Source organism: Kitasatospora saccharophila (assembly GCF_039529925.1).
Taxonomy (GTDB): Bacteria; Actinomycetota; Actinomycetes; order Streptomycetales; family Streptomycetaceae; genus Kitasatospora; species Kitasatospora saccharophila.
Map to the genome: position 1 here is coordinate 1 of NZ_BAAANS010000054.1, position 24,288 is coordinate 24,288.

At 74.9% G+C, this 24,288-nt stretch carries 22 protein-coding genes and 1 pseudogene; 5 read left to right on the forward strand and 18 right to left on the reverse strand.

The features are described 5' to 3' along the window. Nucleotides 1-69: 69 nt before the first annotated feature. From ABD345_RS30640 to ABD345_RS30690, 11 genes are all read right to left on the reverse strand, one after another. Entirely contained in the window at nt 70-306 is a 237-nt protein-coding gene (locus tag ABD345_RS30640; protein WP_344556869.1) for a hypothetical protein, read from the reverse strand. A 160-nt stretch (nt 307-466) separates the two neighbouring features. Then, nucleotides 467-796: a hypothetical protein gene (locus ABD345_RS30645; RefSeq protein WP_344556871.1), complete on the reverse strand. Its 330-nt coding sequence runs from the start codon at nt 794-796 to the stop codon at nt 467-469. Between the two features lie 661 nt (nt 797-1,457). Continuing rightward, nucleotides 1,458-1,892, reverse strand: coding sequence for a MarR family transcriptional regulator (locus ABD345_RS30650; RefSeq protein ID WP_344556875.1), 435 nt, complete (start codon nt 1,890-1,892; stop codon nt 1,458-1,460). Further along, complete coding sequence (locus ABD345_RS30655) at nt 1,889-2,416, reverse strand: MarR family transcriptional regulator (protein WP_344556877.1); 528 nt, start codon at nt 2,414-2,416, stop codon at nt 1,889-1,891. The genes ABD345_RS30650 and ABD345_RS30655 overlap by 4 nt, the downstream gene beginning before the upstream one ends. A gap of 718 nt (nt 2,417-3,134) precedes the next feature. After that, nucleotides 3,135-3,386: a type II toxin-antitoxin system RelE family toxin gene (locus ABD345_RS30660; protein ID WP_344556878.1), complete on the reverse strand. Its 252-nt coding sequence runs from the start codon at nt 3,384-3,386 to the stop codon at nt 3,135-3,137. Further along, a complete protein-coding gene (locus tag ABD345_RS30665; RefSeq protein ID WP_344556880.1) occupies nt 3,383-3,640 on the reverse strand; it encodes a type II toxin-antitoxin system Phd/YefM family antitoxin in 258 nt (85 codons plus the stop codon). The genes ABD345_RS30660 and ABD345_RS30665 overlap by 4 nt, the downstream gene beginning before the upstream one ends. Nucleotides 3,641-3,784: 144 nt before the next feature. Then, nucleotides 3,785-4,840: a ParB/RepB/Spo0J family partition protein gene (locus tag ABD345_RS30670; protein WP_344556882.1), complete on the reverse strand. Its 1,056-nt coding sequence runs from the start codon at nt 4,838-4,840 to the stop codon at nt 3,785-3,787. Next, nucleotides 4,837-6,036 (reverse strand): ParA family protein, encoded by a 1,200-nt coding sequence (locus ABD345_RS30675; RefSeq protein WP_344556884.1) that lies wholly within the window; start codon nt 6,034-6,036, stop codon nt 4,837-4,839. The genes ABD345_RS30670 and ABD345_RS30675 overlap by 4 nt, the downstream gene beginning before the upstream one ends. 256 nt (nt 6,037-6,292) lie before the next feature. Beyond that, the gene (locus ABD345_RS30680; RefSeq protein ID WP_344556886.1) at nt 6,293-6,682 is read right to left on the reverse strand and encodes a PPOX class F420-dependent oxidoreductase; all 390 of its coding nucleotides are present in this window, start codon (nt 6,680-6,682) and stop codon (nt 6,293-6,295) included. Then, nucleotides 6,679-8,343, reverse strand: coding sequence for an FAD-dependent monooxygenase (locus tag ABD345_RS30685; RefSeq protein WP_344556947.1), 1,665 nt, complete (start codon nt 8,341-8,343; stop codon nt 6,679-6,681). The genes ABD345_RS30680 and ABD345_RS30685 overlap by 4 nt, the downstream gene beginning before the upstream one ends. Nucleotides 8,344-8,588: 245 nt before the next feature. Next, the gene (locus ABD345_RS30690; protein ID WP_344556887.1) at nt 8,589-9,947 is read right to left on the reverse strand and encodes an MFS transporter; all 1,359 of its coding nucleotides are present in this window, start codon (nt 9,945-9,947) and stop codon (nt 8,589-8,591) included. A gap of 294 nt (nt 9,948-10,241) precedes the next feature. Here ABD345_RS30690 and ABD345_RS30695 point away from each other — a divergent pair, with 294 nt between their 5' ends. After that, entirely contained in the window at nt 10,242-11,837 is a 1,596-nt protein-coding gene (locus ABD345_RS30695; RefSeq protein WP_344556889.1) for a class I adenylate-forming enzyme family protein, read from the forward strand. A 52-nt stretch (nt 11,838-11,889) separates the two neighbouring features. On the opposite strand, the gene ABD345_RS30700 is transcribed toward ABD345_RS30695, so the two are convergent. Further along, the gene (locus ABD345_RS30700; RefSeq protein ID WP_344556891.1) at nt 11,890-12,738 is read right to left on the reverse strand and encodes an NAD-dependent epimerase/dehydratase family protein; all 849 of its coding nucleotides are present in this window, start codon (nt 12,736-12,738) and stop codon (nt 11,890-11,892) included. Between the two features lie 128 nt (nt 12,739-12,866). Further along, the gene (locus ABD345_RS30705; protein ID WP_344556893.1) at nt 12,867-14,138 is read right to left on the reverse strand and encodes an MFS transporter; all 1,272 of its coding nucleotides are present in this window, start codon (nt 14,136-14,138) and stop codon (nt 12,867-12,869) included. Nucleotides 14,139-14,474: 336 nt separating this feature from the next. Here ABD345_RS30705 and ABD345_RS30710 point away from each other — a divergent pair, with 336 nt between their 5' ends. Next, a complete protein-coding gene (locus ABD345_RS30710; protein WP_344556897.1) occupies nt 14,475-15,401 on the forward strand; it encodes a zinc-binding dehydrogenase in 927 nt (308 codons plus the stop codon). A gap of 101 nt (nt 15,402-15,502) precedes the next feature. Here ABD345_RS30710 and ABD345_RS30715 read toward each other — a convergent pair whose 3' ends face one another. From ABD345_RS30715 to paaA, 5 genes and pseudogenes are all read right to left on the reverse strand, one after another. Next, nucleotides 15,503-16,657 (reverse strand): 2Fe-2S iron-sulfur cluster-binding protein, encoded by a 1,155-nt coding sequence (locus ABD345_RS30715; RefSeq protein WP_344556899.1) that lies wholly within the window; start codon nt 16,655-16,657, stop codon nt 15,503-15,505. Beyond that, nucleotides 16,654-17,172 (reverse strand): 1,2-phenylacetyl-CoA epoxidase subunit PaaD, encoded by a 519-nt coding sequence (paaD, locus tag ABD345_RS30720; RefSeq protein WP_344556900.1) that lies wholly within the window; start codon nt 17,170-17,172, stop codon nt 16,654-16,656. The genes ABD345_RS30715 and paaD overlap by 4 nt, the downstream gene beginning before the upstream one ends. Next, nucleotides 17,169-17,915 (reverse strand): 1,2-phenylacetyl-CoA epoxidase subunit PaaC, encoded by a 747-nt coding sequence (gene paaC / locus ABD345_RS30725; RefSeq protein WP_344556902.1) that lies wholly within the window; start codon nt 17,913-17,915, stop codon nt 17,169-17,171. Before paaC ends, paaD begins: the two co-directional genes overlap by 4 nt. Then, complete coding sequence (paaB, locus tag ABD345_RS30730) at nt 17,912-18,211, reverse strand: 1,2-phenylacetyl-CoA epoxidase subunit PaaB (protein WP_344556903.1); 300 nt, start codon at nt 18,209-18,211, stop codon at nt 17,912-17,914. Before paaB ends, paaC begins: the two co-directional genes overlap by 4 nt. A gap of 278 nt (nt 18,212-18,489) precedes the next feature. After that, nucleotides 18,490-19,410, reverse strand: a pseudogene (gene paaA / locus ABD345_RS30735) (1,2-phenylacetyl-CoA epoxidase subunit PaaA); the annotation flags it as partial. A gap of 452 nt (nt 19,411-19,862) precedes the next feature. Between paaA and ABD345_RS30740 the strand changes: the two are divergent. The 3 genes from ABD345_RS30740 to ABD345_RS30750 are packed head-to-tail and all read left to right on the forward strand — an operon-like array spanning nt 19,863 to nt 24,203. Beyond that, complete coding sequence (locus tag ABD345_RS30740) at nt 19,863-20,240, forward strand: hotdog fold thioesterase (protein ID WP_344556904.1); 378 nt, start codon at nt 19,863-19,865, stop codon at nt 20,238-20,240. Nucleotides 20,241-20,262: 22 nt separating this feature from the next. Next, entirely contained in the window at nt 20,263-21,987 is a 1,725-nt protein-coding gene (locus ABD345_RS30745; protein ID WP_344556905.1) for an AMP-binding protein, read from the forward strand. Then, nucleotides 21,981-24,203, forward strand: a complete 2,223-nt coding sequence (locus ABD345_RS30750; protein ID WP_344556906.1) for an anthranilate synthase component I — start codon at nt 21,981-21,983, stop codon at nt 24,201-24,203. Before ABD345_RS30745 ends, ABD345_RS30750 begins: the two co-directional genes overlap by 7 nt. The last annotated feature ends 85 nt before the right edge of the window (nt 24,204-24,288 follow it).

The window sequence follows — 24,288 nt, forward strand, 5'->3', positions numbered from 1 at the left end:
CACCACCAACTGGAACAGCTCCCACAGCTCGTCCGGCACCAAGCGCTCCACGATCGTCACGCGAGCAGCTTACAAGCCCAAATGAGATAGCTTCTTACTCGTGGCCAGCCGTTCGGCAATGTCATCGAGGGTGAGGACCACGAAGCCGCCGTCGGTCATCTCGCCCAGCACCGTGTGCCAGACGTCGTACTGCAGGATGGTCAGTCGGTACAACGGCAGGGCCCGGGACAGATCCTGTGCGGTGAAGACGCTGCCTTCGGCGGTCAGGAAGGTTTCCGTGCCAGGGAAACGGTCAGCGGCGGTCATCACAGCGACTCCAGCTTCGGTCGACGGGTGCGGCGGGGCGGACGAACCTCGCCCTCGGGCAGGCGGATCTCGGGGATGGAATCCGGCATCAGCTCCAGGGCGCGCTGCTGTTCGGCGCTGGACCCCCAGAAGGCGATGCGCGGTTGATCCGGTAACGGCCTCACCGCTCCAGCCAGATGAAGCCCATCTCAAGGAAGCGGGCCAGAGCCTCGCCCGCTTCCTTGCGGCCGATACCGAGCCGTTCGCCGAGCTTGATGACGGTGATCGGCACGATGCCGCCTTTGAGCTGAGCACCGAGCACGGTGTGCCAGACGTCGTACTCCGTGGCGGTCAGTCCGATGAACGGCAGCTTGGCGGAGAGCTCCTTCGATGCCATGTAGAAGGTGTGGCCGAGGAAGTCAAAGTTTTCCTGCTTGCCAGTAGCCGGTTCCAGCTCAGGAGACGGATTGACCGTGACCGTCTCACCTGGCTGAAGCCGGATGGCAACCACGTTGTGCGTACCCGCTGGCTCAGTGGAGGGCAGCGCGGCAGGTTGGCCGGGCCGCGAAGCGGGGAGGCGGGCCACACGGCCACCCTTCGATGCACTGATCACCCTCAAGGGTTATCTCAGGGCATAACTTTTGTAGGGTTCCAACCCGCAGTTGGCGCGCTGGTCCGACGAGTGTGGGGTTATAACCCCCGGTTACCAGTGAGTAACGGGGGTTATAACCCCACACTCGCGCGACGTTTCCTCAGGTCAGCGCGTTGCGCCTCTTTTAATGCAGAGCCAACCGTCACACCGTCCCCGACGCCGGGCCTCCGGCGGGCTGACTGTCCGGGCCGCTGCCGCCGGACCCGGGCCCTTGGGGGCCCTTTCCGCGCCTACCGACCCCGATGCCGATGCCCCTGCCCTGCCGCCGGCCCTCCAATCGGCAGGACGTCCTGTGCCCTGCGGCGCACAGGACGGGCAGGGGCGAAGCCGAGCAGTCCACCGGAAAGGCGGTACCCACCGAGGGGTCGGCCCGGGTCTGTCCATGCTTGCGGGGGGGGGGGCGACCAGGGCCGGGAGGGGGTGTGGTGGAGGAGGAGGGCTGCGGCCAAGGGCTGGTTTTTCGGACCTTGGGTCCGAAAAACCAGCCCTTGTGGAGGGTTTTCGCAGGTGAGGCTCCGGGCTACTGCTGGTCGGGGACGGCCTTGATGGTCCGGCGGCGGCGGGCCTCGGTGTTGCCGATCTTGCGGGGGCCGGTGGCGCGGGCGTCGGGGGTGATCTGCGGGGCGTCCAGTGCTTCGCCGACCAGGCGGCGGATCTCCGGGTTGGCGGCGAAGAAGTAGCGGGGGTTGACGCGGTAGCGGGTGGGGTCCGGGTTGTCGGCCAGGTGCAGGGCTTCGAGGCGGGCGAGGGAGTCGTAGACGGTGGAGACGGAGGTTCCGCAGTCCGCGGCGATCTCCTCCACGTCGGCGGTGACCGTGTCGAAGACCGCCCCCCGGCTGACCAGCCATTCCAGGACGCTGCGCTGGCCGGCGGAGAGGTTGAGGGTGTAGACGGGCGGCATGCCGAGGTCGTCCGGGTCGAATCCGCCGCGGTGGTCGTGGGTGGCGGCGCTCATCGGTCGGCTCCGATCGTGGTGGTGCTGCGGGTGCGGCGCGGGCCGGAGGGTTTCTGCGCCTGCTTCGCGGCCGCCTTCTGCGCCGCGGCGACGGCTTTGGCGTCGGGGACGATGGCCGGCGGGTCGAGGCGGCGGCACGCCTGCACCTGGGCTTCGCCGCTGCCTTCCCAGAACCGGCGGGGGTTGAGCTGGTAGGTCTGGCTGCGCGGGCTGGTCTTCAGCAGGATGTTCAGCTTCACCAGGCGGGCGAGCGCCGTCTTGGCGGTCGTCTCGGTGGCGTGGATCTCGGTGGCGACGGCGGCCGGGGTGACCTTGACGGCCGCGCCGGCGCCGCCGTTGGAGCGGACCCAGTCGATCGTCGCCCACTCCGCGCCGGACAGCGCCAGGCTGTAGAGCGGGGCGTCGTCGGTGTAGGCGTTGAGGGTGTAGGAGCCGTCCATGGTGTGCGGCGTCCGGCTCTTCGGCGCCGGCAGTACCGCGCCGGTGTCCAGGTTCACCAGGGCGATGTTGCCCCTGCGGGCCATCGTTGCTCCTCATCACGTGTGGTGGTCGTTGCGGGGCGCCGGTTCTGCCAGTCGGCGCCGTCTCGCTGCACAAGGGCTGGTTTTCCAGACGTTGGCTCCAGAAAACCCGCCCTTGTGGACGTGAACCTACAGGTCTTCGGCCGAAGGACGCGGTCAAGTCGGGGTGTGTCGGTTCGCTTCCTTCCGGCCCTTCCACCGCCGGTACCGCTAACGTCTGGTTTTCTGACCTTAACGGCTGGAAAACCAGACGTTAGCTCGGGCATCGCCGCAGGTCAGGGGATGTTCCCCCTTCTTAAGTAAAGGCACGCGTGCCCCGGGGCCCCACCCCGCTTCGGGTTTCAGCTCCGCTCTCGGCGCACCGGTGCGATCGCGGCCGGGGGTCGACGGACCGGACAGGACCCCTGGCTGCGGGTTCCAGTGGTCACTACCGCGCGCCCGTCTGCACCAGCCATCGCACGGGACCCCGGCCGTTGCTGAAGGGGCTTTCCCGCCCCTGCCAACGGCCTTCGGTGGCGACTCGGGAACCACTGTGTCCTGGGTGGTGACCCCCGCCGCTGCCGGGGCCCGGCGTCCTTCGAGGGCCTGGCCCGGGCGGAGGGTGGTGCGGTCCGCAGTCCGGCGGCGCCAGCTCGGGCGGAGGGGCCGCCCCGGGTGCCCGTTGGTCGTACGGGCAGAGACCTGTCGGCAGGGCGGCTACCGGTGCGGCGGGGTGGGGTGGTCAGCCGATGCGGCCGAGGTGGATCACGATGATGGTGACGGTGGTCTCGGTGATCTCGTACATCACGCGGTAGCGGCCGACGTGCATCCGGCGGAGGTCGGCGGAGCCGTACTCGGCGCTGCCCGGCGGGCGGGGGGAGTTCGCGAGCAGGTCGACGGCGTCCATGAGCTGCCGCAGGCCTTCCGGGTCGTCCTGGAGGAACCGGGCGGCGGCGTTGATGGCCGACTCGTCCCAGATGATCGTGTAGCTCAAGCAGCGGGCCCCAGTCCGAGCTGGGTGCGGACCTGCTCGTGCGGGACGCCGGTGGTGGCGCCGGTGGCCTGCTTGGCCCGGTACTGGGCGAGGGCGAGGGCGTCTTCGAGGTCGGCCAGTTCCTGGGGGTTGATCAGGACGGCGGCGGGCTGGCCGTGGTCGGTGATGGTGATGCGTTCACGGGCGTGGGAGGCGCGCCGGACCAGCGAGCCGAGGCAGGCCCGGGCTTCCGTGATCGGCAGGGTGTCACTCATGTACAGAACTGTACACTTCCTGCTCTTTCTGTACAGTCGGCTCGGGGAATGGCCTGGTAACGCGGGCGCCGTACAGAAGGGGGCTGGCCCCAGGCACGAGGCCAGGGGCCAGCCCCGGGTAAACCGGGTTTATGCCGGGCCCGCTCAGGCCGGCTCCTCGGAGAGCTCGATGCTGTGCTCGGTGTTCAGCAGGTCGATCAGGGCGCGGGCGATGGCGGCGGCCTGACGGGGGGTGGTGGCCGAGCGGATGCTCTTCGCGAAGGTGTCCGCGTCGGCGGGGTCGACGGTCAGCGTCGCCAGCGCCGGTGCGGTGGTCGCGGGTTCCGGTTCGGTCGGTCGGCCCTCGGAGTAAACCGGGTTTACTCCGGGCCGGGGCGCGGGGGCTTCCGCCGGGGCGGTGGGGGAGGGGTAAACCGGGTTTACATCGGCTGCGGTCCGGGGGCGGGTGACCGTGGCCTTCGGCTTGTCCTTGGCTTCGCGGGCCCGGGTGACCTGCTCGTCGGTTGTCAGGGTTCCGGCGCGAGTCGCGGCGCCGAGGCGGCGGGCTTCCTTGACGCCGATCTCCTTGCTCTCCACCATCTCCTTGACCTCGGGGGCCAGGTGGAGGAGCGCCAGGCGCTGGCCGACCCAGGCCGGGGTCTTCCCGAGGCGGCGGGCCACGGCGGCCTGGTTGCCGTCGTGGACGGTGTCGAGGAGTTCCTTGATGGCCTCGGCCTCCTCGATCGGCGGGACGTTCTCGCGGTGGATGTTGGCGATCAGCGCGGCTTCGAGCATCGCGGCGGCGGTCGGGGCGAGGTCGTCCTGGAGGTCGACCCGGATCCGCTCCAGGCCGGCGCGTTCGGCCGCGCGCAGGCGCCGGTTGCCGTCGAGGGCGACGAACGAGGCGTCGCCGAGGTGCTCCTCGGGCACGCCAGGGTGGGCGTCGAGGAAGGCCATCCGCGACACCACGGTGATGGCGGTGATCTGCCCGCTCTCCCGCATGCTCGCCGCGGTCTCGTCGATCGCCTCCTCGCTGTAGGTCTTGCGGTGGTTGCGGGGGTTGAAGACGACATCCGTCAGCGGGACGCTCGATGCCTTGCGGGCCCGGCCGAGCGCCTCGCTGCGGGCTTCGGCCGAGGCCAGGTCGCCGCCCTTGGCGGCGCTGAGGCTGCTGAACGCGGACCCGCCGCCGGCGCTGGCGAGCTTCTTGGCGATGCTCATCCGAGCCTCCGGCGGATCTCGCGCATGCGCTGCGCCTGGGTCGAGGACGGGGCGTACTGCAGGAGCGGCTGCTTCACGTGCACGGCCTCCCGCTGTTCCTTCAGGTCGGGTACGACGCTGAGCACCGGCGGGTCCTGGAGGGACTGCCACTGTTCGAGGGCGGTGGCCACGACGTAGCCCTTGCGGACGTCGTACTTGTTGACGACCAGGCCGAGGCGGTCGATGTCGACCTCGTAGTCGAGGGAGACCGTGTTGATCTGGCCTTCGAGCATCAGGTAGGCGTGGGCGGAGGAGTCCTCGGCCTCGACCGGGATGACGACGCCGGAGTTGCCCTTCGCCTCGTTCTTGCGGCGGTGCGCGTAGTAGATGCCGGCGTCCATGGCCAGGCCGAGGTTCGGCGGGGCGTCGATGACGATGACGTCGAAGTGCTCCTCCAGCGGGGCCAGGGCCCGCTGCAGGAGGGCTTCGCGGGGGCCCCGGACGCCGCCGAGCTTCGAGTCGAGGAGGAACGCCTCGAACGAGGACGGCAGGAGGAACAGCCGGCCGTCGAAGTGCTCGGGGGCGATCGGGACGATGTGGTCCATCAGGGAGCCGACCACGCGCTCGCGTTCGACCATGTGCGTCACCAGGCTCTCGGTGCCCGGTGCGATCTGCTTGCACGCCAACTGCTCGGTGAGGTGGCCCTGCGGGTCGTAGTCCACGAGCAGGACGCGCAGGCCCGGCATCGCCGGGAGCTTCGAGGCGCCGGTGGTGGCGGGCAGGCCGAGCGCTATGGCCTGCGCGAGGCCGGCGGCCACCGTGGTCTTGCCGACGCCGCCCTTCTGGTTGCAGACGATGAAGCGCCGGGTGAGGCGGGGGATCGTCAGGTCCGTCAGCGGCGCGGCGTGGGAGTCCACCCACGCGCGGATGGCCTGGGCCAGGCCCTGGACGAAGGAGATGTCCCGGGCGCTGCATTCGGCCTTGAAGGTGTCGTACAGGCCGGCCGGCAGCCAGGTGTTGAAGCTGTCGGCGCCCGCGGTGTCGACGGTCGCGTCCTGGCCGGCTTCGCGGCCCAGCCACCGTTCGACCGCCTCGGTCACCGCGACCTGCATGTCGATGCCGAGTTGGGCGGCCCGGGTCTTCAGCGCTTGGCGGAGAGTCGGCGGAAGCTTGGACGCAACCTTTTCCCGCTCTCCATCGGAGTATGGAGATGCCATGACGTCACCATAGTGGCGTCGGGGTGGATTTGATGCACTGCGGGCGGGATCCGGCGTGCCGCTGGGAGCGGGAGGGGGAGGGTAAACCGGGTTTACATCGCCCTCGGCGGAGGCGCGGGGGAGGGGGAGGGTAAACCGGGTTTACATCGCCCTCGGGGCAGGCGCGGGGGAGGGGGAGGGGGAGGGTAAACCCGGTTTATGTCTCTCCGTCAGCGGGCGGCGGGGTCCGGTGGCTGCCTGCGCAGCTCGCCGTCGGCTACTGGAAGGTGACGCGGTGGGGGAGCAGTCCGACCATGACCCGGCGGGGGGCGTCGGGGATCGGGCGCTCGAAGTCCATGCCGTACCGGGCGGCGAGTTCGAAGAAGCCGTCGGTGGAGGTGTCCGGGACGAACGTGTCGACGGTGCCGCGCACCTCCAGGTAGCGGTAGGGCTGGTCGGGGTCGTTGACCGACAGGGCCGCGTTCGGGTTGGCGGCGAGGTTGCGGTACTTGTAGCGGGCGGTTTCGGTGGTGAACCACAGCCGCTCGCCGTCCCAGCGGAACCAGACGGGGTTGACCTGGGGCGTGCCGTCGGGCCGGATCGTGGCCAGGTGTCCGAACAGCGGGCGTTCGAGCAGGTCGAGGTGGCTGTCGGGGATCTTCGTCACAGCAGGGCTTCCTTCAACTCGGATTCGGAATCGGACTCGGTGACGGCGGTGGCGGTGGCGGCGGGTCGGTGCCCCTGCGCCGGGAACGCGGTCCGCAGCCAGTCGCGGACCAGTTCCGGTCCGCGCCCGCCGCCGCACACCGCGACGTACCCGTCGGGCCGCACCAGCGCCAGCGCGAACCGGCCGTCGTTGCGCTTGAGCCCGGCGTCCCGGGGCGCGGTGTCCGACAGCAGCGCGTCGGTGGTGTCCAGGTAGCGGGTCTCGACCAGGTCCCCGTACTGCTGCTGCAGGGTGGCCGCCAGCGCGGTGGCCGCGGCCGGTACCGCGTGGTCGCCGGGGCCGGCGACCAGCAGCGTCATCCGCAGGTCCGTCAGCGCCAGGCGCAGTGGTACCCGCCGGGTGGTGCGCCGGTCCCACACCGTGCGGTCGGGTGCCAGCGCGCCGGTGGTGAACCCGCCCACGGAACCGGCGGGTCCGACGGCGGCGCCCTGCCGGTAGACGTAGGTCAGTCCGGCCAGGCCGGGCACGTAGGCGATGTCGCCCAGCCGCAGTGCCGAGGCGACGCGCAGGGCGGTGTCCCGGAGGGCGACGTGCCAGCGCTTGGTGGGCGTCCAGGCCCGGGTCTGCAGGTCGGCCTGGCGGATGACGGTCCGGGCGACCTGGCCGCGTTCGTCGGCGTAGCTGTCCAGCAGCGTCTCGTGCGCGCGGCCGGCGTGGACCAGGGCGAGCTTCCAGGCGAGGTTGTGGGCGTCCTGGACCCCGGTGTTCAGGCCCTGTCCGCCGGCCGGGCTGTGGATGTGGGCGGCGTCCCCGGCCAGGAACACCCGTCCCACCCGGGTGCGTTCGGCGTGCCGGGCGTGGACCGAGAAGCCGGTGGTCCAGGTCGCGTCGTGCAGGGTCAGGCCGCCGGGGCCGCGGTCGTCGAGCAGGCGCTGGATCAGGGCGAGGTCGATGTCCTCGCGGGTGGTGCCCGCCGGGGCGGCGGTGAACACCCGGAACCTGCCGCCGGGCAGGCCGACCAGCACCACGACGCCCTTGGGGCCGCAGAAGTAGTAGTTGGCGTCGTGGACCAGCGGCCCTTCGACGCGCACGTCGGCCAGGGCGAACAGCGGGGCGTAGGTGCTGCCGTCGAAGGCGATGCCGAGGCGCTCCCGCACGGTGCTGCTCGCGCCGTCGCAGCCGAGCACGTAGGAGAACTCCTCGCGCACCGCGGTGCCGTCGGCCGTGCGCAGTTCCACCGTCACGCCGTGGGCGTCCTGTTCGAGCGCGACGAGTTCGGTGCCCCACTCGACCTCGCCGCCGAGTTCGGACAGGCACTCGCCGAGCAGGGCCTCGACGTCGGGCTGGGGCAGCGTCACCGGCCGGGTCCGGTCGTCGAACCGGATCCGGGCGACCTCCCGGTTGTTGGAGTGGTAGCGCAGCGATTCGATCGGCAGTCCGTGGGTCTCGATCCGCTTCCCGCCGCCGAGCCGGCGCAGCACCTCCAGGGTGCGCGGCCACACCGCCAGTGCCTTGCTCAGCGGGGAGGGGCCCTGGGCGCGGTCCACGCAGCGCACCGGGACGCCCCGGCGCCGCAGTTCGGCAGCTGCGGTCAGCCCCACCGGCCCGGCGCCGACCACCAGGACCGGGCGCCGGTCGGCCCCTGCCTCCTGCTCGTACATCTGCTCCACGTTCCACCTCTGGGTGAGTTCCGCAAACTGGACAGGCCGCTCCGGGCGCCGTGCTCCCGCCGCGACGGCGGCGGCCCGGGGTTCTTCCACCGAGGCTAGGGACCGGCCGGTCGGCGCAGAACGGAACTGCCCCCGAAGTGGCACGGCGCTGTCCCGCAGGTGGCACCGCGGTCCCGCAACGCGCGCGGTCCCGCCCACCGGGACGGTGGACGGGACCGCGGCGGGGGCGGTGCGGCTCAGTCGCGGCGCAGCCCGGCGCGCACGATCACCGCGCCCAGCAGGACGACGACCGCGTCGATGAGCAGGGCGTCGTGGATGCCGTTGAGCACCGAGCCGGAGGCGGCGGCGCGGGCGGTGGCGATCGAGGACAGCACCGGGATGCCGACCGTGATGCCGACCTGCTGGGTCATGGACGCCAGGCCGCTGGCGAGGCCCTGCTCGCTGTCCGGCAGGTTGGAGGTGGCGGTGACCATGTAGCCGACGATCGCCGAGATGTGGCCGAACGCGCCGGCGGAGGAGGCCGCGAGCATCAGCGTCAGCGCGCCGCCGCCGCCGTTGCCGACCAGGAACAGCAGGCTGGTGGCCACGGCCTGCAGCAGCAGGCCGCAGGTCAGCACCGTGCGGTTGCCGAAGCGTCCGATCAGCCGGGGGGCGGTCATGCCGCCCACGAACGCGGCCACGCCGATGCCGCAGAAGGTGAAGCCGGTCTCCAGCGGGGTGTAGCCGAACACGTCCTGCAGGTAGAGGGTGAGCAGGAAGATGACCGAGCTCTCCATGGTGAAGGTGATCAGGCCGCCGAAGTTGCCCCACTTGACGCTGGAGCGGCGCAGCACCTGCACCGGCGCGAGGGGTGCCTCGCTGCGCAGTTCGATCATCCAGAACGCGGCCAGCAGCACGGCGGCGGCGGCCAGCGGGATCAGTGCGGCGGCGCTGCCCCAGCCGTGCTGCCCGGCGGCGGTGACGCCGTAGACCAGGGCGAGCAGGCCGGTGGTGACGGTCGCCGCGCCCGGGAGGTCGAGCTTGGCGCGCTCGCCCCGGCTCTCCGCGAGGATCTTCGGGGCGATCAGCAGGATCGCGACGGCCACCGGCACGTTGATGAAGAACGCCCAGCGCCAGCTCAGCAGCGAGGTCAGGATGCCGCCGAAGATCGCGCCGACGGTGAATCCGGCCGAGATGAGCGTGCCGTTCAGTCCGAGGGCCCGTGCGCGCAGCGGTCCTTCGGGCAGTGAGGTCAGCAGCAGGGACAGCGCGGCCGGGGTGGCCAGTGCCGCGGCCAGGCCCTGGGCGACCCGCGCGGCCAGCAGCATCGCCGGGGTGGTGGCCAGGCCGCCGACCAGGGAGCCGGCGGCCAGCAGCACCATGCCGATCAGCAGCATCTTGCGACGGCCCGCCAGGTCGCCCAGCCGGCCGAACAGCAGGGTGAAGCCGGCCGAGGGCAGCATCATCGCGGTGGAGACCCACTGCAGGTTGCCCAGTGAGAAGCCCAGGTTGTTGCCGATCTCCGGCAGCGCCACGTTCAGCACCGAGAAGTCGACGGCAAGCATGAACTGCGAGCCCAACAGCAGTGTCAGCGTCAACCGTTGACGCGAGGTCATACGGGGCGCCACCTCTTCAGCGGGCTGCGCCTCAAGAACGGCGGAGGTCATAGCGGTCCAATCGTGAGTTCGGCTGCTCGTCTTTCGGAGCGTAGGAAGCGCCGTGGTCCCCCTCAACGGAACTGCGCCCAAAGTGCTCCCGCCCTGCCTCCAAGGGGACAGGCGGGCGGGTCAGCTAGCTGCCAGGGGGCGGGGCGGGGGCGCAGGTTGATGCCGATTCCGGTGGGTGGGCGGTCGGGGGGCGGGAGCATCCGTGCATCCGAGGAACCGCCGTGCGGCGGGGAGGGAGAGGCGATGCCGGGACCCAGGGGCTTCTACATAGGCTTGATGTTCGACCGGGCGGCGGCCAGGCACGGCCGGGCGCCGGTGTTCCTCGACCGGCCGCTGGACCTCGCGCCGGACGAGGGGACGGAGTTGACGGTGGGCCGGCTGGCCGCGCTGGTGCGCGGGGCGGCCGGGCGGCTGGTCGGGGCCGGTGTGCGGCCCGGTGACCACGTGGCGCTGTACAAGTCGGACAACTTCGACATCGCGCTGCTGGCCGCCGCGGTGCAGCGGGTGGGCGCGGTGCCGGCGCTGCTGTCGCCGAAGCTGGAGGGTGCCGTCGCGGCGCGGTTGCTGGAGCGGCTGGAGCGGCCGTGGCTGCTGACCGATGCGGGGAAGCTGGCGCTGCCGGGGTTCGTGCCGGCGGCGGCGCGCGAGGTGCTGGTCGTTCCCGGGCCGGGCCCGGGCGGCGGCGGGGCGGTGCCGGCGGGCGGGCGGGCGCTGGCGGGGTGCCCGGTGGCGCCGTTGGCGGGGGTGCGGGTGCCGGGGGTGCGCGAGCCGGCGTTCATCAGCCACACCTCGGGCACCACCGGTCTGCCGAAGCTGGTGGTGCAGTCGCCGGACGCGCTGTGGCAGCGGCTGCGGTTGCAGCGGCTGGTGGCGGCGGCCACCTGGCGGCGCGAGACGGTCGCCCTGCACCTGAGCTTCGTGCACGCGCGCTTCTACAGCGCCCTGGACCTGGCGCTGAACCACGGCAACCCGCTGCTGGTGGCGGTGGACGGCGGCCCGGAGTCGATCGGGCCGTGGTTCGCGCGGCACCGGCCGGGGGCGGTGGAGACCCAGCCCAACGTGTACATCGACTGGGAGGAGCTGGCCGGCCACCCGGGCCGGCCGCTGGCCAACGTCCGCTACTACAGCGCCACGTTCGACGCGATGCACCCGCGGACCGTCCGGACCCTGCTGGAAGCCTCCGAGCGGCGCCGTCCGGCCTTCATCCAGCTCTACGGCCAGTCGGAGACCGGGCCGGTCACCGGCACCTGGTACACCCGGCGGGACCTGCACCGGCTGGACGGCCGCCGGGTCGGCCGCGGGCTCCCGGGGATCACCCGGCTGCGGATCGTCGGCGACGACGGGGCGGTGCTGCCCGCGGGCGCCACCGGGCACATCGAGGTCAGCAGCCGCACCCGGGCGCAGACCTACCTCGGGGAGGACGCCCGGTTCCGGGCGAGCCTGCACGGCCGGTGGTGGCGGATGGGCGACACCGGTTTCATGGACCGGCTGGGCCGGGTGCACCTGCTGGACCGGGCGGTGGACCGGGTGGAGGAGGTCGACTCGAACCTGCGGCTGGAGGACGACCTGATGGAGCGCCTGCCGGAGCTGCGGGAGGTGGTCATCGTGGCCGGCCCGGACGGGCAGGCGGTGCCGGTGGTGTGCACGCGCGGCGACCTGGCGCTGGACGCCGCCCGCTGGCGGCGGGCGACCGAGGGGATGCCGGCGCTGGGGCCGGTGCGGCACCTGCCGTTCGACGAGGTGCCGCGGACCTCGACCTGGAAGGTGCGCCGGCCGGAGCTGGCGGCGCTGCTGGCGGACGGGGGCCCGGTGCCCGCGCGGGGAACGCGCGGGCGCTGACCCCCCGTCCGGTGCGGGGGCGCCGGGTCGGCCCGGCGCCCCCGCCGCGGCTTCAGCCCTGGTCGGCGAAGCCGGTGCGCCAGCTGCTGTGCCGCGGGCTCCACCCCAGCGACTTGGCGCGGGTGTTGAGGGCGCCGCGTTCCCAGGGGGCGCCGCCCGCGGTGCGCTGCGGGGCGGGCCGGTCCAGGGCGGCGGCCAGCGCGGGGACCCACTCGTGCGCGGGGGCCGGTTCGTCGTCGACGACGTTGACCGGGCCGCTGGGCCACTGCAGGGCCTGCAGGGTGGCCCGGGCCGCGTCGCGGACGTGCACGAAGGAGCTGACGCCGTCGTCGGCGGCCAGCACGCCCCCGGCGAGCTTGCCGGCCATCAGGCCGCCGGGCGCGTACCAGGTGCCGGGGCCGTAGAAGGCGCCGAAGCGCAGGAGGACGTGCTCGTCGATCTCGGCGACGGCCTCCTCCAGGGCGGTGACGCCGCCGATGGTGGTCTGCCGGGGCTGGGGCGCGCCGGTGTCCAGCGGGGTGTCCTCGTCGGCGGGCCCCTCGCCGGGCCGGTAGGCCCAGGAGACGGACTGGGCGACGATCCGGCGCACGCCGGCCCGCTTGGCGGCGTCGACCAGGTTGCGGGTGCCCTCGACGCGGATGCGGGCGTTGTCGGCGGAGCTGCCCCCGCTGAGCGAGGTCAGCTGGTGGACGACGGCGTCCGGGGCGGCGTCCTCCAGGGCCGCGGCGACGGCGTCGCGGTCGAACGCGTCGAGCCGCACGCCCCGGGCGCCCAGGGCGGCGAGCCGCTCCAGGCCCTCGGCGGTGCGGGTGCCGCCGGTCACGGTGTGGCCCGCGCCGACCAGCAGCGGCACCAGGAGGGTGCCGATCGCGCCGGTGCCGCCGGCGATGAAGATGCGCATGATGGGGCGTTCTCCTCGGGGTTGTCGGGGGCCGGACGGCGTGTCCGGCCGCTGTGCGCCGGCACCCGGCCGCCGTCGCGGGTTCCCGCTCCGCGGGGGCGGAGTCGTGACCCGGCGGCCGGGTGCCGTCAGGGCGTCCCGCGGCCGGCCTCGGCCGCGAGGGCGTCGGCCGCGGGAGCGGGCAGGGGGGCCGGTCCGGCCGGGGCGGACCCGGCGCGCCGGTCGGTCGTCCACAGCGCCAGCCCGGCCAGCGCCATCACCGCGCCGGCGGCGCACACCCCGCCCCAGCCCCACAGCGGGTACAGGGTGACGGCGACGGCGCCGCCGGCCGAGCCGCCGAGGAAGTAGGCGGACATGTAGGCGGTGGTGGTGCGGGCCCGCAGCTGCGGCGGGAACAGGTAGATGCGTCCCTGGTTGAGCACGTGGACGCCCTGGACCCCGATGTCGAGCAGCACGATGCCCAGGACCAGCGGCAGCGGGTGCCGGCCGGCCGCGAGCAGCGCCCAGGACCCGGCCAGCAGGGCGAGCAGCGCGCCGGTGGCGCCGTGGGCGACGCCGCGGTCCTGGAGCCGGCCGGCGGGCTGGGCGGCGGCGGCCCCGGCGGCGCCCAGCAGGCCGAACAGGCCGATCACCGAGGAGCCGTAGGAGTAGGGGCGGTCGCTGAGCATGAACGGCAGCGCGGTCCACAGCAGTTGGAAGGCGCCGAAGCCGAGCGCCCCGGCCGCCATCCGCCGGCGCAGGAACGGCTCGTCGCGGACCAGGGCGGCCACCGAGCCGAGCAGTCGCAGGTAGCCGGCGCCGGGCGCCGCGGGCAGGTCGGGGAGCTTGGCGTGCAGCGTCACCGCGAGCACGGCGGCGGCGACGGCCGCGATGCCGTAGACCGGGCGCCAGCCGACCGCGGAGTCGATCAGGCCGGCCACCGTGCGGGCGAGCAGGATGCCCAGCAGCAGGCCCGTCATCACGGTGCCCACGACCCGTCCCCGCTGGTGGTCGCCGGCCAGGGTCGCGGCGGTGGGGACGAGCACGTTGATGGCGGTGCCGGCGGTGCCGGCGGCGGCGAGCAGGCCGATCAGCGGCCAGATGCCGGGGGCCAGGGCGGCCCCGGCCAGGACCACCGCGTCCACGGACAGCAGCAGGGTGACCAGGCGGCGGCGGCCGGCCAGGTCGCCCAGCGGGACGATGAACAACAGCCCTGCGGCGTAGCCGAGTTGGTTGAGCGTCACGCACAGTCCCGCGGTGGCCGGGCCGGTGCCGAAGGCGTGCTGCAGCGCGGGCAGCAGCGGCTGGGCGTAGTAGTTGTTGGCCACGATCACCCCGCAGGCGGTGGCCAGCAGCAGGACCAGCCCCCGGGACAGGCCGGCCGGTCCCGCGCCGGCGGGCGGCGGTTGACTGTTGCTCATGTCAGCACCGTAGGCATTCCGTTCGGGCGGCACATGCCGCGTAGGGGGATCCGGGATGTTCCTTTCGGGGTGCGCCGCGGCGCGGGTGCGTCCTCGGGGGCGGCGCGGGTGCGTCCTTGGCGGCAGTGGCGTTGCCGGGCCCCGCGGGGGCTGCCTAGCGTGGTGGGCGCGGTCGTCGGGAGCCACTCCCCCGGGCTCCCGGCCCGCCGCCCGCCCCGGTGCTCCCGGGCCCGCCGTGCCGTCCGCGCGCGCCGTGCGCCCGGGGCCCCGCGCATCCCGCCCACACGTCCTTGGAGGAAGCATGTCCCGTTCCGTCTGCCGTCCCGGTGCCCTGCGATGAGGGCGCTGGTTCCCACCGGGCGTCCGGAGGAGATGGTGGTCCTCGCCGAGGCGGAGCTCCCCGAGCCCGCGCCCGACGAGGCCCTGGTCGAGGTCCGGGCGTTCTCGATCAACCGCGGCGAGGTGTTCCAGCTGCACGGCCCGCTGGAGCGGATCGGCCGGCCGGGCAAGGACGTCGCCGGCGTGGTGGTGCGGGCGGCCGCGGACGGCTCGGGGCCGGCCGTGGGCCAGCGCGTGGTCGGCCACCCGCCGGCCCGGGGCTGGGCCGAGTTCGTCGCGGTGCCGACCTCCTCGCTGGCGGTCCTCCCGGACGGGGTGTCCTTCGAGCAGGCCGCCGCGCTGCCGTTGGCGGGCCTGACGGCGCTGCGGCTGCTGCGGCTGTGCGGGCCGCTGGCGGGCCGCCGGCTGCTGCTCACCGGCGCCTCCGGCGGCGTCGGCCACTACGTGGTGGAGCTGGCGCTGGGCGCCGCGGCCGACGTCACCGCGGTGACGGCGACCGCGGAGCGCGGCAAGCGGCTGGCGGAGCTGGGCGCGGAGGTCGTGCACGAGGTCTCCGACGCGGTCGGCCCCTACGACGCCGTGCTGGAGTCGGTCGGCGGCACCTCCACCCCGCAGGCGCTGGCGCTGCTGGCGCCGCGCGGCCAGCTGGTGTGGTTCGGGCAGGCCTCGCGGACCCCGGCGCAGCTGAGCTTCTTCGAGTTCTTCAAGGGCCCGCGCTCGGGCGTGATCCGGCACTTCCACTACGAGCACTCCGACGAGCCGTTCCGTCCGGACCTGGAGGAGCTGGTCGAGCTGGTGGCCGAGGACCGGCTGCACCCGCACATCGGCCGCCTCGCCGACTGGCGGGAGACCGCCGCCGCGCTGAACGACCTGCGCGACCGGAAGATCGTCGGGAACGCCGTGCTGACCGTGAGCGGCGGCTGAGACCCGCCCCCGCCGGGGCGCCCGCGCCGGGCCCGCCGCGGCCGTCCGCGCGCACCGCGACCGCGGTGCGGCCGGACGGCCGCGGCGGGCCCGGCGTCCGTTCACAGGGCGTCGAAGTCGACGGTGACCCGCTCGCCGCCGACGGTGCTGCGGCAGGTCAGCACGTAGCCGTCGGCGCTCTCGTCGGCGCCCAGCGCCAGGCTGCCCTCGGTGTCCACCCGGCCCAGCACGACCTTCGCCCGGCAGGTGGCGCACACCCCGGTGCGGCAGGAGTACGGGGTCTCCGGCCGGGCGGCGAGCGCTGCGTCCAGGACGTTGGCGCCGGCCGGGACCCGCAGCACGCTGCTGCGGCCGTCCAGCCGGACCGTCAGCTCGCACCCGGCCGCCGCCACCTCCGCCCCGGCCGACCCGGCTGACCCGTCCGGCGGGCGCGGCGGCGCGGGCGGCGGGCCGGCGGGCAGCGCGCGGGTGGTGAACAGCTCGGTGCGCACGTGCGCCGTCCCCCGCTCGGCCAGGACCTCCTCGGCGGCCTCGACCATGCCGGGCGGCCCGCAGACGTACCACTCGTGGGCGCCCGCCGGCAGCAGGCGCGGCAGCAGCGCGCGCAGCCCGGCCCGGTCGAGGCGCCCGGCGGGGAGCCCCGCCTGCCGCTCCTCCCGGGAGAAGACCCGCAGGACGCGCAGGCGGTGCCGGTGCCGGTCCTTGAGGTCCGCCAGTTCCTCGGTGAGCATCGCGGTGTCCGCCCCGCGGTCGCCGGCCAGCAGGGTGACGGTGCTGTCCGGTTCGGCGGCCAGCACCGCGGCCGCCATCGACAGCAGCGGGGTGATCCCGGACCCCGCCGCCAGCGCGGCGATCCGCCGGCCCCGGCCCCGGCCGGGGTCGCCGGGGGCGAGGGCGAACCGCCCGGCCGGGGGCAGCGCCTCCACCAGGTCGCCCGGCCGCAGGCGGCGGGTGGCGTAGGACGAGTAGGCGCCGCCGTCGACGGCGCGGACCGCGATCCGCAGCGTCCCGTCCCGGGCCAGCTCGGCCGGGACGGAGCACAGCGAGTACGAGCGGCGGGCCTCGGCGCCGTCGAGGTCGGCGCGGACCACCAGGTGCTGCCCGGGCGCGAAGGCGAAGCCGGCGCGCAGTTCCGGCGGGACGCGCAGGGTGATCAGGACGGCGCTGCCGTCGGCGGCGGCCGGCCGCACGGCGGCGACCGGCAGCGGGTGGAAGCGGGTGCGCGGCCGGGGGCGCGCCGGGGCGGGGGCCGTCACACGTGCTCCTTGAAGTGGTCGAACGGTTCGTCGCAGGGCGCGCAGCGCCACAGGCTCTTGCAGGCCGTGGACCCGAAGCGGGCCAGCAGGGCGGTGTCGGGGGAGCCGCAGCGCGGGCACGCGGGCCCGGGCCGCCGCACCGGGGTGAGCGGCAGCAGCCGCCGCTCGGGCGGCAGCGCGGGCCCGCCGGCGCCCGGCCGGGGCGGGGCGATGCCGGCGGCGGTGAGCTTGGCCGCGGCGGCGGGGGTGATCCAGTCGGTGGTCCAGGCCGGCGACCAGCGGGTGTCCACCCGTACGGCCGTGGCGCCCGCGCCGAGCGCGGCGGTGCGGATGCCCGCGCGGATGGCGTCCATCGCGGGGCAGCCGGTGTAGGTCGGGGTGATGGTGACCACCGTCGCGCCGTCCGCCGCGGTGCGCACCGCGCGCAGGATGCCGAGGTCGTCGATGGTGACGGTGCCGATCTCCGGGTCCGGGACGGCGCGCACGGCGGCGGCGATCCGCTCTGCGGCGCTCACCAGCGGGCCCCGGGGTGGGCGCGGTGCAGGGCCTGCATCTCGGCCAGCAGCGGGCCGAACGCCTCGGTGTGCAGGCCCCGGCGGCCGCCGCCGGGGCGCCAGTCCCCCTCCGGCCGCACCAGGGTGGCGCGGGCCAGCACCGCGGTGACGTACCGCGTCCAGTCGGGCAGCAGCGCGGCGGGGTCGACCCCGGTGCCGTCCGCGGCGGCGGCCGTCCACAGCGGGTCCTCGGCGAACAGTTCGTGGGTGTAGGGCCACAGGGCGTCGACGGCGTCCTGCATCCGCCGACGGGACTCGCTGGTCCCGTCCCCCAGCCGCAGGGTCCACTGGGTGGCGTGGTCCACGTGGTAGGCCGACTCCTTGGCGAACTTGCCGCCCAGCGCGGCCAGCACCGGGTCGGCGCAGGAGGCCAGCGCGGTGTGCAGCAGCTCCTGGTAGGTGCCGAAGAACAGCAGCTTGGCGACGGCGTGGGCGAAGTCCGCCTCGGGGAGTTCCACCAGCTGCGCGTTGCCGAACTCGCGGTCCCCGCGCAGGAAGGCCAGGTCGTCCTCGGTGCGGCCGGCGCCCTCCAGGTCGCCGGCGTGGGCGAGCAGGGCCCGGGCCTGGCCCAGCAGGTCCAGGGCGACGTTGGCCAGCGCGACGTCCTCCTCCAGCTGGGGCGCGCGGGTGCACCACCAGGACAGGCGCTGGGCCGCGATCAGGGCGTCGTCGCCGAGCCGCAGCGGGTAGCGGTGGTCGGTCACAGGTGCCGCACCCCCTCCGGGAGCTCGAAGTGGCCGGGGAGGCGGTAGTCCTTGTCGGCGGCCGGGTCGAGGAGCGCCCCGTGCTCGTCCGGGTCGAACGCGAAGACCGCCTCCGCGGGCACCACCCACAGCGAGACGCCCTCGCTCCGGCGGGTGTACAGGTCGCGGGCGTTGCGCAGGGCCATGGCGGCGTCCGGGGCGTGCAGGCTGCCGGCGTGCAGGTGGGCCAGGCCGCGCCGGGCGCGGACGAACACCTCCCACAGCGGCCAGTCCGGGGCGGGCGCGGTGCTGTTCATGCGGCGTGGTCCTCCTCGCCGGTCGGTGCCGCTCATGCGGCGTGGTCCTGCTCGCCCGCCGTCCCGGCCGGGGCGGCGGGCCCGGCGGGAGCCCCGGCGCGAACGGTGGTGGTGGGAGCTCCGGTACGAGCGGTGGTGGTGGGAGCTCCGGCGCGAACGGTGGTGGTGGGAGCTCCGGTACGAGCGGTGGTGGTGGGAGCTCCGGTACGAGCGGTGGCGGTGGGAGCTCCGGTACGAGCGGTGGCGGCGCGGGCGAGCCCGCCCGGGGCCGCGGGGGCGTGCTTGGCCGCGTAGGCGGCCGCGGCCTCCCGGACCCAGGCGCCCTCCTCGTGGGCGCGGCGGCGGTGGGCCAGGCGCTGGCGGTTGGCGGGCCCGTCGCCGCGCACCACGCGGGCGAGTTCCGCGTAGTCGGGCTCGGTGAAGTCGTAGTGCCCGCGCCCGGCGTTCCAGCGCAGGCCGGGGTCGGGCAGGCGGACGCCGAGCGCCTCGGCCTGCGGGACGCAGATGTCGACGAACCGCTGGCGGAGCTCGTCGTTGGTGAAGCGCTTGATGCGCCAGGCCATCGACCGCTCGGAGTGGGTGGAGGCGGTGTGCGGGGGGCCGAACATGGCCAGTGCCGGGTACCACCACCGGTCGACGGCGTCCTGCGCCATGGCCCGCTGGGCGGGCGTGCCGCGCATCAGCGTCCACAGCGAGTCGAAGCCCTGCCGGTGGTGGAAGGACTCCTCCTTGCAGACGCGGACCATCGCGCGGGCGTAGGGGCCGTAGGAGGAGCGGCACAGCGGCACCTGGTTGACGATCGCCGCCCCGTCCGTCAGCCAGGCCAGGGCGCCGGTGTCCGCCCAGGTCAGGGTCGGGTAGTTGATGAAGGAGAGGTACTTCTGGCGGCCCTCGTGCAGCGCGTTGAGCAGGGCGGCCCGGTCGGTGCCGAGGGTCTCGGCGGCCGCGTAGAGGTAGAGGCCGTGGCCGGCCTCGTCCTGGACCTTGGCCAGCAGGACGGCCTTGCGCTTGAGCGAGGGCGCCCGGGCGATCCAGTGGGCCTCCGGCTGCATGCCGACGATCTCGGAGTTGGCGTGCTGGGCGAGCTGGCGCAGCAGGTTCTCCCGGTAGGCGTCGGGCATCCAGTCGCCGGGTTCGACCTTCCGGTCGGCGGCGATCAGCGCCTCGAAGCGCGCCTGCCGCTCGTGCGGCTGCGGCACCGCGGCCGCCGCCCGTCCCGCGGCCCTGACCTCCGTCCGTCCCTCGGCCCGCCCCGGGGCCCCGGCGTCCGCCCGTCCGGCCCGGTCGACCTCCGCGAGGAGCCGGTCCAGGCCCGGCGGCACGGGCGCCAGGTCACCGCTGTCTGCCGGTCGTCCCACGGTGGAGCCCTCCCTGTTCCGGGGCCGGTGCCCTGATGGCGGCCCCTGCCGTGGCAGCACCGTAGGAAGGCGCGGGGGCCGGTCCGGGGGCGGTTTCAGTTAGCTGCCGCGGTGCGGGCCGGGCTGTCAGCTAGGTGCCAGCGCCCGCGGCCGGGCGGGCCCGGCCGCGCAGAGTGGTCCGCCGTCGGGATCACACGAGGGGAGCGGGGCCGATGGCCGAGCGGGGAGCTGCGCGGACGACCGGGCGGTCGGGGCCGGAACCGGGGCCGGAGCCCGCAGCGGTGCTAGTGCCGGTGTCGGAGCTGGAGCTGCGGCTGGGCATCCGGGTGCTGTCCGGCACGCCGCGGACGGTGGTCGCCACCATGCCGGTGCCGGGCAACCGCCAGCCCTTCGGGGTGCTGCACGGCGGGGCGTCCCTGGCGCTGGCGGAGACGGCCGCCTCGGTCGCGGCGTGCCTGCACTTCGCCCCGGGCACGGCGGCCGGCACCGAGCTGAGCGCCACCCACCTGCGCCCGGTCTCGGCCGGCCTGGTCACCGCGACGGCGAGCGCGCTGCGCCTGGGGCGCACCCACGCGACCTACGAGATCTCGGTCCGCGACGAGGCGCAGCGCCTGGTCTGCAGCGCCCGGATGACCTGCGTGGCCGTCCCGGACGCGGCCCGGAGCCGCTGACCCACCCAGTTCAGGAGGCACCATGACTTCACCGGCCCCGCCGTCCGCGCGCCCGGCGGCCCTGTCGCCCTCCGCGCACGCGGACACCTTCGCCCGCGACCGCCTGCCACCCCGGCACGAGTGGCCCGAGCTGCACTTCGACCTGCCCGAACTGCGCTACCCGCAGCGGCTGAACTGCGCGCAGGAACTGCTCGACGGCACGATCCGGCGGCTGGGCGGCGACCGGCCGTGCCTGACGGACGGATCGGGGACGACCTGGTCCTACGCGCAGGTGCGCGACCGGGTCGACCGGGTCGCCCGCTACCTGGTCGAGGAGAAGGGCCTGGTCCCGGGCAACCGGGTGCTGCTGCGCGGCCCCAACTCGCCGTGGCTGGCGGTGTGTTGGCTGGCGGTGCTGAAGGCGGGCGCGGTGGTGGTGGCCACCGTGCCGCTGCTGCGCCCCGCGGAGCTGCGCACCGTCGCCGACCGGGCGCGGGTGCAGCTGGCGCTGTGCGACGAGCGGTTCGCCCGGGACTGGGAACTGGCCGCCCCCGGCGTGCCCACCGTGCTGTTCGGTACCGGAGGCGCCGGAGACAACGGAGGCGACGGCGACGACCGTAAGGACGGCGGCGACGGCGGCGAGCTGGGCCGCGCGGCGCGGGAGCGGCCGGCCGGCTTCGCGGCGGTGCCGACCGCCGCCGACGACGTCGCGCTGATCGCGTTCACCTCCGGCACCAGCGGCGAGCCCAAGGCCACCGCGCACTTCCACCGCGACGTGCTGGCCGTCGCCGACACCTTCTCCGCGCGCGTCCTGCGGCCCGGGCCCGAGGACGTGTTCGCCGGCAGCCCGCCGCTGGCGTTCACCTTCGGACTGGGCGGCCTGCTGGTGTTCCCGCTGCGGGCCGGCGCCCGGGCGGTGCTGCTGGAGGACGCCGGCCCGCGCGCCCTGTTCGCGGCGGTTCCCCGGTTCGGGATCACCACCCTGTTCACCGCGCCGACGGCCTACCGCGCCGCGCTGGACCTACTCGACGGGACGGACCTGTCGCCGCTGCGCCGCTGCGTGTCGGCCGGCGAGCCGCTGCCCGAGGCCACCTGGCGGAAGTTCCACGAGGCCACCGGGGTGCGGATCGTCGACGGGCTCGGGTCCACCGAGATGCTGCACGTCTTCATCGCCTCGGCCGGGGACGAGATCCGCCCCGGCTCCGCCGGCCGGGTCGTGCCCGGCTACCGGGCCCGGGTGGTGGACGCCACCGGGGAGCCGGTGCCCGACGGGGTGCCGGGCCTGCTCGCGGTGCAGGGCCCGACCGGCTGCCGCTACCTGGACGACCCGCGCCAGCGCGTCCAGGTCGAGCGGGGCTGGAACCTGACCGGCGACACCTGCGTCCGGGACGCCGACGGCTACTTCTGGTACCGGGCGCGCGCCGACGACATGATCGTCTCCTCCGGCTACAACATCGCCGCCCCCGAGGTCGAGCAGGCCCTGCTGGAGCACCCGGCGGTGGCGCTGTGCGCCGTGGTCGGCGTGCCCGACGAGCGCCGCGGCCACCTGGTGAAGGCGTTCGTCCAGGTGTCCGCCGGCGCCCGTCCGGGCCCCGACCTGGTGGCGGAGCTGCAGTCCTTCGCCAAGCGGCGGATCGCCCCGTACAAGTACCCCCGCCTGATCGAGTTCGTCACCGCGCTGCCGCACAGCAGCACCGGCAAGCTGCAGCGCGCCGCCCTGCGCGGGGCCGGCCCGCGCCACCCCAGCGAAAGCGAGTCCCCGTGCTGAACCAGGACGCCCCCCGCCCGGCCCCGGGCGGCTCCGACCGATGGACGACGCCCGGCGGGGTCGGGGTGGACCGCGCGGTCCGCCCCGCGGGCCGCGCCGCCGACGCCCGCGCGGCCCTGGAGGAAGCCCTCGACCGGCGCCGCGGACTGCTGCTCTTCCGTGGCCGGGACCGGGCCGTCGGCTACACCGACCCGCCGGTGGAGGTCACCGTCCGCGGCGACCGGATGACCCTGGCCGCGCTGAACGACCGCGGCCGGGTGCTGCTGCCCGTGCTGCGCGACGCCGTCGCCCCGCACCTGCGGCTGGACCCGACGAACCGGGCCGACCTGGTCAGCGGGTGCGCGCCGCCCCCGGCCGCGGGCTTCGCGGAGGAGGAGCGCACCCGCCAGCGCGGCGTCTTCAGCGCCCTGCGCGCGCTGGCCGGCGCGCTGGCCTCGCCCGGGGACGGGCTGCTCGGCCTGTACGGCGCCTTCGGCTACGACCTGCTGTTCCAGGTCGACCCGGTCGAGCTGGTCCAGCCCCGCGGCGCCGCCGACCGGGACCTGGTGCTGCACCTGCCCGACCGGATCCTGGAGCTCGACCTGCGGCGCGACGAGGCGGTGTGCCACGCGTACGAGTTCTGGGCCCGCGGGCTCGGCACCCGGGACCTGCCCCGCGGCACGCCGTCCCGCCCGTTCGTGCCCCGTGCCCCGGCGCGCCGCCGCGACCACGAGCCGGGCGAGTACGCGCGGCTGGTGCGCCGGGCGATGCCGCTGTTCGCCGCCGGGGACCTCTTCGAGGTCGTCCCCGGGCAGGTGTTCCACCGGGCCGGGCGGCAGCCGTCCGAGCTGTTCCGGCGGCTGCGGGCGACCAATCCGGCGCCGCACAGCCTGCTCGCCAACCTCGGGGGCGGCGAGTACCTGGTGGGCGCCTCCCCGGAGATGTTCGTCCGGGTCCGCCGGGAGGCGGGCGGGTCCGGCCCGCGACTGGTGGTGGAGTCCTCCCCGATCAGCGGCACCGTCGCCCGCGGCGCCGACGCCCTGCAGGACGCGGCGCGGGTGCGCGAGCTGCTGGGCTCGGTGAAGGAGGAGTCCGAGCTGACCATGTGCACGGACGTCGACCGCAACGACAAGGCGAAGGTCTGCGTGCCGGGCACGGTGGAGGTCACCGAGCGGCGGCGGATCGAGATGTACTCGGCCGTCATCCACACCGTCGACCGGGTCCGCGGCGAACTGCGCGCCGACCGGGACGCGCTGGACGCGTTCCTGGCGCACCTGTGGGCGGTGACCGTCACCGGCGCGCCCAAGCTGGCGGCGGTGGAGTTCATCGAACGCCAGGAGCGCTCGCCCCGGCGCTGGTACGGCGGCGCGGTCGGCCGGCTGGGCTTCGACGGGACGCTGGACACCGTGCTGACCCTGCGCACCGTCCAGCTGCGCGACGGGGTGGCCACGGTGCGGGCCGGCGCGACGCTGCTGTACGACTCGGACCCGGACGCCGAGGAGCGCGAGACGGAGCTGAAGGCCGCCGCGCTGCTGCGGGTGCTGGAACCCCCGGCGGAACCCCCGGCGCCACCCGCCGCGGCCGCGCCGGCCCGGGCGGCGGCACCGGGGCCGGGCAGCGGCCGCCGGGTGCTGCTGGTGGACCACCGCGACTCCTTCGTCCACTGCCTGGCCGACTACCTGCGGCAGACCGGCGCCCGGGTCGACACCTACCGCAGCGGCCGGCACCTCGCCGCGCTGGAACGGGAGCGGCCCGACCTGCTGGTGCTCTCCCCGGGCCCCGGCCGGCCCGGCGACTTCGACGTCAGCGGCACCCTGGCCGCGGCCGAGCGGTTGGGCGTGCCCGTCCTGGGGATCTGCCTGGGGCTCCAGGGCCTGGTCGAGCACTACGGCGGCGAACTGGCGACGCTCGGGCGCCCGGTGCACGGCAAGCAGTCGGCGGTCCGGGTGGTGGCCCCCGACAGCGCGCTGCTCGCGGGGCTGCCGCCGGTGTTCGAGGTGGGGCGCTACCACTCGCTGCACGCGCCGGCCGGCGCCGTGCCCGAGGAACTGCGGGTCACCGCGGTCTCCGACGACGGCGTGGTGATGGCGGTGGAGCACCGGCGGCTGCCGATGGCGGCGGTGCAGTTCCACCCCGAGTCGATCATGACGGCGGACGGCGGGGCCGGGCACGCCGTGGTCGCCAACGCGGTGGCGGCGCTGTGCGGCCGGACGGTGCCGGTCGCGGTGCCCGCCTGACGGCGGCGGGCGGCGCGGACGGCGGACCCGGTGCGGGCGGCGGGGTGCGGGCGGCGGGGGTGGTGCGGCCCCGCCGCCCGCCGGC

What these genes read in the sequence shown, in the direction of transcription:
- ABD345_RS30640 (WP_344556869.1), bottom strand. Translation starts at nt 306, where the DNA reads ATGACCGCCGCTGACCGTTTCCCTGGCACGGAAACCTTCCTGACCGCC.
- ABD345_RS30650 (WP_344556875.1), bottom strand. Translation starts at nt 1,892, where the DNA reads ATGAGCGCCGCCACCCACGACCACCGCGGCGGATTCGACCCGGACGAC.
- ABD345_RS30655 (WP_344556877.1), bottom strand. Translation starts at nt 2,416, where the DNA reads ATGGCCCGCAGGGGCAACATCGCCCTGGTGAACCTGGACACCGGCGCG.
- ABD345_RS30665 (WP_344556880.1), bottom strand. Translation starts at nt 3,640, where the DNA reads ATGAGTGACACCCTGCCGATCACGGAAGCCCGGGCCTGCCTCGGCTCG.
- ABD345_RS30670 (WP_344556882.1), bottom strand. Translation starts at nt 4,840, where the DNA reads ATGAGCATCGCCAAGAAGCTCGCCAGCGCCGGCGGCGGGTCCGCGTTC.
- ABD345_RS30675 (WP_344556884.1), bottom strand. Translation starts at nt 6,036, where the DNA reads ATGGCATCTCCATACTCCGATGGAGAGCGGGAAAAGGTTGCGTCCAAG.
- ABD345_RS30685 (WP_344556947.1), bottom strand. Translation starts at nt 8,343, where the DNA reads ATGTACGAGCAGGAGGCAGGGGCCGACCGGCGCCCGGTCCTGGTGGTC.
- ABD345_RS30690 (WP_344556887.1), bottom strand. Translation starts at nt 9,947, where the DNA reads ATGACCTCGCGTCAACGGTTGACGCTGACACTGCTGTTGGGCTCGCAG.
- ABD345_RS30695 (WP_344556889.1), top strand. Translation starts at nt 10,242, where the DNA reads ATGCCGGGACCCAGGGGCTTCTACATAGGCTTGATGTTCGACCGGGCG.
- ABD345_RS30700 (WP_344556891.1), bottom strand. Translation starts at nt 12,738, where the DNA reads ATGCGCATCTTCATCGCCGGCGGCACCGGCGCGATCGGCACCCTCCTG.
- ABD345_RS30705 (WP_344556893.1), bottom strand. Translation starts at nt 14,138, where the DNA reads ATGAGCAACAGTCAACCGCCGCCCGCCGGCGCGGGACCGGCCGGCCTG.
- ABD345_RS30710 (WP_344556897.1), top strand. Translation starts at nt 14,475, where the DNA reads ATGAGGGCGCTGGTTCCCACCGGGCGTCCGGAGGAGATGGTGGTCCTC.
- paaB (WP_344556903.1), bottom strand. Translation starts at nt 18,211, where the DNA reads ATGAACAGCACCGCGCCCGCCCCGGACTGGCCGCTGTGGGAGGTGTTC.
- ABD345_RS30745 (WP_344556905.1), top strand. Translation starts at nt 20,263, where the DNA reads ATGACTTCACCGGCCCCGCCGTCCGCGCGCCCGGCGGCCCTGTCGCCC.